A 10,902-nucleotide genomic window follows, 5' to 3' on the forward strand; every position below is an offset into this window, starting at 1 on the left:
TGCGAGCCTGCTCTTGAAGACATCATTTCTGAAACAGTGGTCTGTTTTCCTTGCTGCGCTGCTGTTATCTTGCTCCGTATTCGCAAAAGGCCCCGCTTCCCTGGGCGTCGACGACGTTGCACTCAGCCAGTTGCCGCCCGAGGCGCAACAGACGCTGGTCCTGATCAAGCAGGGCGGACCTTATCCCTATGCGAAGGACGGCGTGGTTTTTGGCAACTACGAAGGGGTTTTACCGAGGCAGAAGCGCGGGTATTATCACGAATTCACCGTGAAAACGCCCAAGGCACGCAATCGCGGCGCGCGCCGGATCATCTCCGGCGGCAATCCGCAAACGTCCGGTGAGTACTATTACACCAAGGATCATTACCAGACATTCCAACGTATCAGGGAATGAAGGAGGCGATCTTGGTTGCAGCATTCATTGCAAAATCTGAGGGAGAAATGAGTTTATTTAAAACGGTGCCGCCAAATGTTGTGCAGTCTATCCGCGCTTTTCGCGTGACCGACTTGCAGGAAGAGGCTGCTCGTCTTGGGCAACACTTTCTGTACGCCTATTGCGCCGAAGCGACGACCAAGCAGCAGGTCCTCGCAATTATTGCCGGCGCCTTTCATTTTCCCCGCCATTTTGGCAAGAATTTCGACGCCCTCGGCGACTGCCTGACCGACCTGACGCACAAGGCCGGCCAGCAACCGGGATTCATTGTTGTCATCGAGCAATTGCCGAACACACAGAAATTCGACAAAGAAGCCCGCGAAACCTTGCTGGACGTGTTCCGCGACGCTGCCGACTTTTGGGCCGACAAGAAAGTCGCATTCCGCGTTTTTTATTCATTCCAGTAATTTTTCCACTTCCCGCTGTCGCGCCGGCGCCAATTTTTGGCAATCCGGCCTCGGGCAGCGGTTACAATGCCGACCATGAGAAGCATTGTTATCCTGATTTCCGGCCGTGGCAGCAACATGGAAGCCATCGTCCGGGCCGCCCAGGCTGAAAAATGGCCAGTTTCCATCGCAGCAGTCATCAGCAACCGCACCGACTCGGCAGGACTTGAGTTTGCCCGCCGGCATGGCATTGCCACCGCAGTCGTCGCCAACAAGGACTATCCCACGCGCGAGCAGTTCGATACCGCCCTGCGCGCCGCGATTGACGTGTTTGCGCCTGATCTGGTGGTGCTGGCCGGTTTCATGCGTATCCTGACTACACCGTTTGTCGAGCACTATGCCGGCCGGATGCTGAACATCCATCCGTCGCTGTTGCCGTCCTTTCCGGGACTGGCCACGCACCGGCAAGCGTTGGCGGCGGGCGTCAGGCTGCATGGCGCTACCGTGCATTTCGTCACGCCCGACCTCGACCACGGCCCGATCGTGGCGCAGGTCGCCGTGCCGGTGCGCGGCGCGGACAGCGAAGAAACGCTGGGTGAGCGCGTGCTGGAACAGGAACATCTTATTTACCCGCGCGCTGTGCGCTGGTTCGTCGAAGGCAAGCTCAGCCTGGACGGCAATCGCGTCCGTCTCGATCCATCCGCCGAGCAAGTCTGAACCACATTTTTTGAAGGAAGCAGTATGAGATTGCCACCCGCAATCGTTCCCCACACGGAAGAAGTCTTGCGTGAAATTTTGCGTTTCACCGGCCCCGCCGATGTCACGTTGTCGCGCTACTTCCGCGAGAATCCCAAGCTCGGCGGCCGCGAACGCGGCGTCATCGCCGAAGCGGTGTACGGCCTCTTGCGCAACAAGTCGGTCTTCACCAATTTCGCCGAATCCGGCGTCGGCCCGATGATGCGCCGCATGGCGCTGCTCGGCCTGGTCGACACGGTCAGCATCGAATCGATCGCCGGCCTGTCGCCGGAAGAAGTCGAGTGGCTTACACGCACCGCCCAGATCGACCGCAATAAATTGCCGCTGGCAATGCGCGCCAACATGCCGCCATGGCTGCTCGACAAGCTGATCGCACGCGACGGCGAAGCCGCCGCCATGGAAATGGCAGAGGCATTGAACCAGCAAGCTCCGCTGGACTTGCGCGTCAACGCCATCAAGGCCAACCGCGAAGACGTCATGGCGGCATTGGCTGCGGCGCCGATCCTCTGCGAGGCGACACCGTATTCGCCGCTGGGTCTGCGCGTGATCAAAAAGCCCGCACTGCAGAACCTGCCGCTGTTCAAGGACGGCGCCATTGAAGTGCAAGATGAAGGCAGCCAGCTGCTGGCCCAGATCGTCGGCGTCAAGCGCGGCGAGATGGTGGTCGATTTCTGCGCCGGCGCGGGCGGCAAGACGCTGGCGCTGGGCGCAGCCATGCGCAATACCGGTCGCCTGTATGCCTTCGACATCTCGGAAAAACGCCTGGCCAAGCTCAAGCCGCGCCTCGCGCGCAGCGGCCTGTCCAATGTGCATCCGGTCATGATCGCCCACGAGAATGACGCCAAGGTCAAGCGCCTGGCCGGCAAGATCGACCGCGTGCTGGTCGACGCGCCCTGTAGCGGCCTCGGCACGCTGCGCCGCAATCCCGACATGAAGTGGCGCCAGACCGTCGAGACCGTCGCCGAAATGAACGTCAAGCAGATCAGCATTCTCACCAGCGCGTCACGCCTGGTGAAAGCCGGCGGTCGCCTGGTCTACGGCACCTGCAGTTTCCTCAATGAAGAAAACGAAGACATCGTCGCCCAGTTCCTGCAAGCCAATCCGGACTTCACGCTGGTGCCGATGAACACGGTGCTGGCCGAACAGAAGATCGACCTGGACACCGGCGAATACCTCAAGATGCTGCCGCAGGTGCATCACACCGACGGTTTCTTCGCAGCCGTACTGGAACGCAAGAAGTAATGCTGCGGATGCTGCGGGTCATGGCCATGCTGCCGGGTCTGTCCGGGTTGTCCTATCTGCGGCGACATGCAAGCCATCTCGCCGCGTTCGCTCTGGTCGCCTGCGCATGCCTTCCCGCTGCACAGGCTTTCGATGCGGGCGGGCAAGCGCTGCCCGCGCAAGGCACGCTTGAAACCGCCTTCACGCCGGGCGACGACATCGAAGGTTTGCTGACCGATGCCGTCGCCAAGGCGCGCCGGCAAGTGCTGGTGCAAGCCTACATCCTGACCAGCAAGCCGCTCACGAATGCGTTGATCGCCGCCCGCAAGCGCGGTGTCGAAGTGCGCGTGCTGGTCGACGCCGGCCAGCTCAACAAGCTCGGCCACGAACGCATCGCCGCCATGCTCGCCGCCGGCGTTACGGTGAGGGAAGAGACCAAATATAAAAGTGCGCACAACAAGGTCATCGTCATCGATGCCGCCGGCGCCGACGCCACCGTGATCACCGGTAGTTATAATTTCACCTGGTCGGCACAAAACAAGAATGCTGAAAACATCCTGATCGCGCGCAAGAATCCGCCGCTGGCGGCAAGGTACGTCGCCAACTGGACGCGTCATTTCGAGGAAGCCGACGCGTATCGGCCCGACCGCTAGCCGCCAGCGCCACGGCCTTCCACCGCCAAGAAAGATCATGTCAACTTTGCTGACCGATTTCTATGACTACCTGTTCGGCGAGCTGCCGCCGACGGAGCTGTTGCGCCAACTCGCGGTCATTGCCTTGTGCGTGGCCTGCGGCTGGGGTTTGTCGCGCGGGCTGCGCAAACTGTTCACGCTGTCCGGTGGCGACGAGCAGAGCGTGGTGCACATCGGCATCAAGAGTTTCATGCGCGTGCTGTCGCCGCTGCTGATCCTGATCCTGCTGGTGCTGGCGCGACTGGTGCTGATTCGCCTGAAGCTGCCGGTGACGCTGTGGCACGTGATGATCCCGCTGATGATTTCGCAAGTGGCGATGCGCTTCGTGTTCTATGTGCTGCGTCGCATCTTCGTCAAGGAAACCACCGCCGGCGCCTTCCTCCAGCTGTTCGAAAAAGTATTCGCCACGCTGGTCTGGATCTGCGTGCTGCTCTACATTACCGGCCTGTGGCCGGATCTGGTCGATTACCTCGACACCACCATGCTGCCGCTGGGCCGCCACAAGACCTCGCTGCTGACCATCCTGCAGGCCACCGCCTCGGTGCTGGTGACGCTGATCATCGCGCTGTGGGCCGGCGCCATGCTGGAAGACCGCATGATGAAGATCAGCACCATGCACTTGTCCCTGCGCACGGTGGTGGCGCGGATGGTGCGGGCGGTCCTGATCCTGGTGGCGATCCTGGTCAGCCTGTCGGCGGTCGGCATCGACCTGACGGTGCTGTCGGTATTCGGCGGGGCGCTGGGCGTCGGTCTGGGTCTGGGTCTGCAAAAGATCGCCAGCAGCTATGTATCAGGCTTTGTGATCCTGCTTGAACGCAGCCTGGCGATCGGTGATATGGTGAATGTGGACCGCTATTTCGGAAAAGTGACGCAAATCAACACGCGTTACACCATTCTCGAAGGGCTGGATGGCATTGAATCCGTGTTGCCCAACGAAATGTTCATGTCGACCCCGGTCCAGAACTACTCGCTAAACCGAAAAATTATACGTTTGGCAACACAAGTTACGATCTTGTATCAGGACGATATCGAAACGGTGTTGTCTATGCTGGAGAAGGCCGCATTTGCAGTGGAGCGGGTATCCGACCAGATCCTGCCGCAAGCCTTGCTGCTCAAAATCGGCGAGGACGGTTTGCAGCTGGAAATAGGTTTTTGGATCACGGATCCAGAAAACGGTCGTCTGAATGTGCTCTCGGACGTTAACAGGGCTATCTGGAGGGTGTTCAAGACCCATGGCATCCAGGTGGCGCATCCAAAACGCGACATTCGGTTGATGGATGAGCGCAGTTTTGAACAAAGCGTTGCCGGTTCGGCATCTTCAGTGCACAAGGATGCACAATCAGGGTACAATGCCGGAAAATAAAAGAATATAAGTGCTAGATGGTGGCAACTTCACTCGGCAAGTTGCTTAGCAAGCTGTATTGGGCAAGCCCGTTGGCAAACTCATTTGCCGTGAAGTTTTTCTTTTTTGGAGTGGTAATGACAGTAGATTCGATCCTGGACTTTCTTTCGAACGGCTTGCTGCACGCAACCGGTTGGCAGATTTTCTTTTACACCCTGATTGTGACCCACATCACGATCGCGGGCGTCACCATTTATCTGCATCGCTGCCAGGCGCACCGTGCGCTGGATCTGCACGCCATTCCAAGTCACTTCTTCCGCTTCTGGCTGTGGATTACCACGGGCATGGTCACCAAGGAGTGGGCCGCGATTCACCGCAAGCATCACGCCAAGTGCGAAACTGAAGAAGATCCGCACAGCCCGCAAGTACGCGGCATCAAGAAGGTGCTGCTGGAAGGCGCCGAGCTGTATCGCACTGAATCCAAGAACGCCGAAACCATGGAAAAGTATGGCCATGGCACGCCGGATGACTGGGTCGAGCGTAACGTCTATACCCGTTTCGGCTGGCAAGGCGTCGGTCTGATGCTGATCATCGACGTCATGCTGTTCGGCGTTATCGGTCTGACGGTCTGGGCTGTCCAGATGCTGTGGATCCCGATCACCGCCGCCGGCATCATCAACGGTATCGGTCACTTCTGGGGCTATCGCAACTACGACTGCAACGACGCTGCGACCAACGTGTTCCCATGGGGCATCATCATCGGCGGCGAAGAACTGCACAACAACCATCATACTTTCGGCACGTCGGCGAAACTGTCGTCGAAGTGGTATGAGTTCGACATTGGCTGGATGTATATCCGTATTCTGGAGATGATGGGCCTGGCCAAGGTCAAGAAGGTTGCGCCGGCGCCGAAGTTCGATCGTCAGAAACTGGTCGCCGATTTCGATACGCTGCAATCCGTGATCGCCAACCGCTACGACGTCATGTCCAAGTACGCCAAGTCGCTCAAGCGCGCCTGGGCTGACGAAATCGAACACCTGGCGGAAAAGGCCAAGCTGGAATCGCGTTTCCTGAAGTCGTCCAAGAAGCTGCTGCAACGTGAACCGGCCAAGCTGGAAGACGGTCAGAAGCAACAATTGTCCGAGTTGTTCACGCACAGCAAGGCGCTGCAGACCATGCACGAAATGCGCGTGGAACTGGGCGCGATCTGGGGCCGTTCCAATTCGACCCGCGAACAGTTGCTGCAGCAGTTGCAAGACTGGTGCGTGCGTGCTGAAGCCTCGGGCATCCATGCTCTGCGTGACTTCGCATTGCGCCTGCGTAGCTACGCTTGATTTGTATCGATCGGCTGTGAGTAAAGTTCTTCCTGCAATTTTGCTCGCAGCCGTCGCCGCTTCGGCGGCGCTTCCCGGCGCAACGCTGGCGAAGACTACTCTTCCCAGTTTCACTCTTCCCGACGTCAAGATCCAGAGCCAGCAACGGTTGATTTATCGTTGCGCCGGCGATGTGCGTTTACCGGTGCGCTATCTCAATACCAGCGCAGGCGCCTTCGCCTATTTGCCGGTGGCGGGTAAGCGTCAGCTGTTCGTCAGTGTGGTTGCGGCTTCGGGCGTGAGATACGTTGCCGGACGCTATGTCTGGTGGAACAAGGGGAACGAGGGATTCCTGTCTGATGAAACGCTGGGCGAAGATGCCGAGCACATCCTCAAGGATTGCAAACAAATTGAAAATTGGTGAGAGCAGGGCAGTAGGTTTTCCCTGCTATCAGTTTCACCAGACGCTGCGCATTCCTCAGGAATGCGCAGGCAATAAAAAAGCCCCGGATGCAAATCGCGGGGCTTTTTTTACGACAAGAGAAAAATCAATTACTTGATCTTGGTCTCTTTGTATTCAACGTGCTTGCGAACCTTGGGATCGAACTTCATGATCGCTAGTTTTTCAGGTGTCGTACGCTTGTTCTTTGTCGTGGTGTAGAAGTGACCTGTACCTGCGGTCGACTCCAACTTGATTTTGTCGCGGCCGGATTTAGCCATGATAGATTTCCTTTACTCTGCTAGTTAGACTTTTTCGCCGCGAGCACGCATATCGACCAAAACGGCATCAATGCCGACTTTGTCGATCACGCGCAGGCCGGCGTTGGACAAGCGCAGGGAAACCCAACGGTTTTCCGACTCGACGAAAATGCGGCGGTTTTGCAGGTTAGGCAAAAAGCGGCGCTTGGTCTTGTTGTTCGCATGGGAGACGTTGTTGCCGACCATCGGCCCCTTCCCGGTGACTTGGCATACACGTGCCATGGAGTGCTCCTTAAAAATTCCAGAAATTGGAAAAAAAGAGAGTATAGCCAAAAAACATTGATTATTCAATGACTTGCGAAAAACAATTGTGTCGTTGTTTTGAATTAAATTTAACAATTGTCGGTCCGTCCTGAAACGCTGGTTCTCAGAGCTGCCCATGCTCCGCAAACGAATGCGTACGCCGCCCGGCCACCACGATGTGATCCAGCACACGCACGTCGACCAGGCCCAGCGCCTGTTGCAGCGTCTGCGTCAGGAGCAGGTCAGCGCTGCTAGGCTGGGGCTCGCCGGACGGGTGATTATGGGCCAGGATCACGCCCGCAGCGTTGCGCGCCAGCGCTGCCTTGACGATTTCACGCGGATAAACGCTGGCTTGGGTCAGCGTGCCGCGAAACATTTCCTCCGCCTCGATCAGGCGATTCTTGACGTCGAGAAACAGCACCACGAAGCTTTCATGGGCCTTGCCGTGGAACAGCAGCCGCAGATAGTTGGCTACCGCCTGCGGTGAACTGAGTGCTGTCCCGGACGTCAATTCTTCAGCCAATGCACGCCGGGCCAGCTCCAGCACAGCCTGCAACTGGGCGTATTTGGCAGGTCCCAGGCCGTTGATGCCGCAAAAATCGGCCAGCCGGGCGGCAAACAGTCCCTGCAGCGAGCCGAAATGTCCGACCATGTCGCGCCCGAGGTCAACCGCGCTTTTGCCGGTCACGCCTACACGCAGGAACACCGCCAGCAATTCGGCGTCAGACAGGGATTGCGGGCCTTGCCGGATCAGGCGCTCGCGCGGGCGCTGGTCTTCCGGCCAATCGGTGATTGCCATGGGGTCCTTTTAAAACACTCAAAACACTCGAAAGTCGAGGGGTTTTTTACGGAGCTTCGCAACGTGGCTTACAATAGCGGGCTGTCGCATCAACTGATGTTGTATCGATCCGGCACGCCACTTTGTCACGTTTATTGAAGATTGTTCATGTCCAACGCATCTGTCCCGGTCGTCACCGAAACCGCTTATCTCACCCTGCATTACCGCCTCGCTTCGCTGACCGGTGAAAACATCGTCAGCACCTTCGAGGAAAAGCCGGCCACACTGCAATTCGGCCAGGGTCAACTGGCGCCGTTCCTGGAGGCTTGCCTGCTGGGATTGCCGGAGGGCGTTCATCAGACTTTCGAGCTGGCGCCGGAGCAGGCTTTTGGACCGCGCAACCCGGAATTGATTCAGCGCATCTCGCGCGCCACGCTGGAAGAAAACTCGTCGATGGACGCAGATTATCGCGTCGGCGACCTGGTCGATTTCGCGGCGCCGGGCGGCGGCCGCTTTGCAGGCGTGTTGCGCGAGATTGATGCGCAAGGCGCGCTGTTCGATTTCAATCATCCGTTGGCCGGGCAAACACTGAAATTTGAAGTAAAAATCATCGGGATTCTGTAAGGTGCTCGATATGGACAAGCAAGAATCTGAAATTTTATTGGCTCAGCCGCGCGGTTTCTGCGCCGGCGTCGATCGCGCCATCGAAATCGTCGAGCGTGCGTTGACGCAATTCGGCGCACCGATCTACGTGCGCCATGAAATTGTCCACAACGCCTACGTTGTCGCCGACCTGCGCAACAAGGGCGCGATCTTCATCGAAGAGCTGGCCGACGTGCCGGCCGGGAACACCGTCATCTTTTCCGCGCATGGTGTCTCCAAGGCGGTGCAGGCTGAAGCCCAGAAACGCGGCCTGACCGTATTCGACGCCACTTGCCCGCTGGTCACCAAGGTCCACATGGAAGTCGCCAAGATGCGCCGCGAAGGTCGCGAGATCATCATGATCGGCCACCAGGGCCATCCTGAAGTCGAGGGCACCATGGGCCAGACCGAAGCCGGCATGTATCTCGTGGAAACCGTCGACGACGTCCTCAAGCTGCAGGTCACCGATCCTGATCTGCTGGCCTATGTGTCGCAAACCACTTTGTCGGTGGACGACACCACCGACATCATCGCCGCGCTCAAGCAACGCTTCCCGAATATCGCCGAGCCGAAAAAAGGCGACATCTGCTACGCCACCACCAACCGCCAGGAAGCGGTCAAGTTCATGGCGCCGCAGGTCGACGTCGTGATCGTGGTCGGCAGCCCCAACAGTTCCAACTCCAACCGCCTGCGTGAAGTTGCGGAAAAGAAGGGCGTGCCCGCCTACATGGTCGACAACGCCGAGCTGATCAAGCAGGAATGGCTGGACGGCAAGCGTCGCGTCGGCGTCACCGCCGGCGCCTCGGCGCCTGAAGTACTGGTGCAGGCCGTCATCGATCGGATCAAGGAAGGCTCGTTGCGCAGCGTGCGCATCCTTGAGGGCATCGAGGAGCATGTCACATTCCCGATGCCCAAAGGTCTGGGCGGTGGTCGTTCGGTAACCGGCAACAGCTGAACAAGGAATTTCCCGGTTTGCTCCGGGCTTCAAAAGAGCGCACCCCGGTGCGCTTTTTTTATGTCGTGAATCACGCGGATCAACAGGCCGGGCGGGCACTTGCGCGGTTTTTCGTGTTGTAGCCTGCGCTTAGGTATAATCCCGCTCCAACCGCGAGGCCCCACAAGGCGCACTCGCTTTTTTGATCGTCCCCAATACCTTTCGACAAAGAAGGAGCGTCCCTGATCATGACCATCCGCATGAGCATCCCCGTGAATTTGCCCCAGCTTGTCCTTGCACGCTCCATCTTGACGCGTTCCTCCCCCAATTCCCGTTTGACCTCGTAAGGCCACAGCGCCGATGGCGGCCGCCATGGCCGTCTCCGGCAGCTTGCAAGCGCTTGCGACATTCGGCCGATCGGGAACGCTTTTTGCTCTATCGCTCGCATGCCTGGGCCCGAGCCCGGCTTTGCCCTCGCAGGCATTTCATTGATTCGTTACACATAGTTAGGAAGCATCCATGGACATATTCATCCAGCAAATCATCAACGGCCTGGTCTTGGGGAGCATGTACGCCCTGATCGCCCTGGGCTACACGATGGTGTACGGCGTGCTGAACCTGATCAATTTTGCGCACGGCGACGTGCTCATGATCGGCGCGATGGCAGGCTTGAGCATCTTGAAGCTGGTGCAGCACGTGGCGCCGGACTTGCCGGGCATCGTCAAGCTGATCATCGCCATCATCGGCGCGATTCCCGTGTGCGTGATCGTGAGCATGATCATCGAGCGGGTGGCTTACCGTCCGCTGCGCAATGCGCCGCGCCTGGCGCCGCTCATTACCGCCATTGGCGTGTCGATCCTGCTGCAGACGCTGGCCATGATGATCTGGGGCCGCAGCCCGCTGCCGTTCCCGCAGATCATGCCGTCGGATCCGGTGCACATCGCCGGCGCGCTGATTTCGCCGACCCAGATCATGCTCTTGCTGCTGGCATTGGCCGCCATGATCGGGCTGGTCCTCATCGTTGAGAAGACCAAGATGGGCCGCGCCATGCGCGCCACGGCGGAGAACCCGCGCATTGCGGGTTTGATGGGCGTGGACTCGAATCGCGTGATCGTGGTCACCTTCATCATCGGCGCGGCGCTGGCGGCCATTGCCGGCGTCATGTGGGCGGCGAATTACTCCACCGCGCAATTCGCCATGGGCTTCGTGCCGGGCCTGAAGGCCTTCTCGGCAGCGGTGCTGGGCGGCATCGGCAACATCTACGGCGCCATGCTGGGCGGCATTCTGCTGGGCCTGATCGAGAGCCTGGGCGCCGGTTACATCGGCGACCTGACGGGCGACTTCCTGGGCAGTAACTACCAGGACATCTTCGCCTTCATCGTGCTGATCATCGTTCTCACTCT

General features: G+C 58.7%; 14 protein-coding genes. 11 read left to right on the top strand and 3 right to left on the bottom strand.

Annotation, left to right across the window (positions count from 1 at the left end; translation table 11 throughout):
- Nucleotides 1–13 precede the first annotated feature (13 nt).
- The 8 genes from ACIROW_RS10425 to ACIROW_RS10460 all read left to right on the top strand — a co-directional run bounded on the left by ACIROW_RS10425 (nucleotide 14) and on the right by ACIROW_RS10460 (nucleotide 6,567).
- Nucleotides 14–394: a ribonuclease domain-containing protein gene (locus tag ACIROW_RS10425; RefSeq protein ID WP_402274924.1), complete on the top strand. Its 381-nt coding sequence runs from the start codon at nucleotides 14–16 to the stop codon at nucleotides 392–394.
- The gene (locus ACIROW_RS10430) at nucleotides 373–840 is read left to right on the top strand and encodes a barstar family protein (protein WP_402274985.1); all 468 of its coding nucleotides are present in this window, start codon (nucleotides 373–375) and stop codon (nucleotides 838–840) included. The genes ACIROW_RS10425 and ACIROW_RS10430 overlap by 22 nt, the downstream gene beginning before the upstream one ends.
- A 66-nt stretch (nucleotides 841–906) precedes the next feature.
- Nucleotides 907–1,536 (top strand): phosphoribosylglycinamide formyltransferase, encoded by a 630-nt coding sequence (purN, locus tag ACIROW_RS10435; RefSeq protein ID WP_402274927.1) that lies wholly within the window; start codon nucleotides 907–909, stop codon nucleotides 1,534–1,536.
- A gap of 24 nt (nucleotides 1,537–1,560) precedes the next feature.
- Complete coding sequence (locus ACIROW_RS10440) at nucleotides 1,561–2,817, top strand: RsmB/NOP family class I SAM-dependent RNA methyltransferase (protein ID WP_402274929.1); 1,257 nt, start codon at nucleotides 1,561–1,563, stop codon at nucleotides 2,815–2,817.
- The gene (locus ACIROW_RS10445) at nucleotides 2,817–3,449 is read left to right on the top strand and encodes a phospholipase D family protein (protein WP_402274931.1); all 633 of its coding nucleotides are present in this window, start codon (nucleotides 2,817–2,819) and stop codon (nucleotides 3,447–3,449) included. Before ACIROW_RS10440 ends, ACIROW_RS10445 begins: the two co-directional genes overlap by 1 nt.
- 37 nt (nucleotides 3,450–3,486) lie before the next feature.
- Entirely contained in the window at nucleotides 3,487–4,851 is a 1,365-nt protein-coding gene (locus ACIROW_RS10450) for a mechanosensitive ion channel family protein (RefSeq protein WP_402274933.1), read from the top strand.
- A 116-nt stretch (nucleotides 4,852–4,967) separates the two neighbouring features.
- The gene (locus ACIROW_RS10455) at nucleotides 4,968–6,164 is read left to right on the top strand and encodes a fatty acid desaturase (RefSeq protein WP_402274935.1); all 1,197 of its coding nucleotides are present in this window, start codon (nucleotides 4,968–4,970) and stop codon (nucleotides 6,162–6,164) included.
- A gap of 16 nt (nucleotides 6,165–6,180) precedes the next feature.
- Nucleotides 6,181–6,567: an MliC family protein gene (locus ACIROW_RS10460; protein ID WP_402274937.1), complete on the top strand. Its 387-nt coding sequence runs from the start codon at nucleotides 6,181–6,183 to the stop codon at nucleotides 6,565–6,567.
- 128 nt (nucleotides 6,568–6,695) lie between these two features.
- On the opposite strand, the gene rpmG is transcribed toward ACIROW_RS10460, so the two are convergent.
- From rpmG to radC, 3 genes are all read right to left on the bottom strand, one after another.
- Nucleotides 6,696–6,863: a 50S ribosomal protein L33 gene (rpmG, locus tag ACIROW_RS10465; protein ID WP_016833197.1), complete on the bottom strand. Its 168-nt coding sequence runs from the start codon at nucleotides 6,861–6,863 to the stop codon at nucleotides 6,696–6,698.
- Between the two features lie 24 nt (nucleotides 6,864–6,887).
- Nucleotides 6,888–7,124: a 50S ribosomal protein L28 gene (rpmB, locus tag ACIROW_RS10470; RefSeq protein ID WP_054264245.1), complete on the bottom strand. Its 237-nt coding sequence runs from the start codon at nucleotides 7,122–7,124 to the stop codon at nucleotides 6,888–6,890.
- A gap of 145 nt (nucleotides 7,125–7,269) precedes the next feature.
- Nucleotides 7,270–7,944: a DNA repair protein RadC gene (radC, locus tag ACIROW_RS10475; protein WP_402274940.1), complete on the bottom strand. Its 675-nt coding sequence runs from the start codon at nucleotides 7,942–7,944 to the stop codon at nucleotides 7,270–7,272.
- A 147-nt stretch (nucleotides 7,945–8,091) separates the two neighbouring features.
- Between radC and ACIROW_RS10480 the strand changes: the two genes are divergently transcribed.
- From ACIROW_RS10480 to ACIROW_RS10490, 3 genes are all read left to right on the top strand, one after another.
- Entirely contained in the window at nucleotides 8,092–8,547 is a 456-nt protein-coding gene (locus ACIROW_RS10480; protein WP_116436660.1) for a peptidylprolyl isomerase, read from the top strand.
- A 10-nt stretch (nucleotides 8,548–8,557) separates the two neighbouring features.
- Nucleotides 8,558–9,520 carry a 4-hydroxy-3-methylbut-2-enyl diphosphate reductase gene (gene ispH, locus ACIROW_RS10485; protein WP_402274943.1) on the top strand — a complete coding sequence of 321 codons (963 nt, stop codon included), beginning with the start codon at nucleotides 8,558–8,560 and terminating at the stop codon, nucleotides 9,518–9,520.
- Nucleotides 9,521–10,018: 498 nt separating this feature from the next.
- Nucleotides 10,019–10,902 (top strand): branched-chain amino acid ABC transporter permease (locus tag ACIROW_RS10490; RefSeq protein WP_402274945.1); only part of this gene is annotated, 884 nt, incomplete at its 3' end.

It is taken from the genome of Herbaspirillum sp. NPDC101397 (assembly GCF_044767325.1).
Classification (GTDB): Bacteria; Pseudomonadota; Gammaproteobacteria; order Burkholderiales; family Burkholderiaceae_D; genus Herbaspirillum.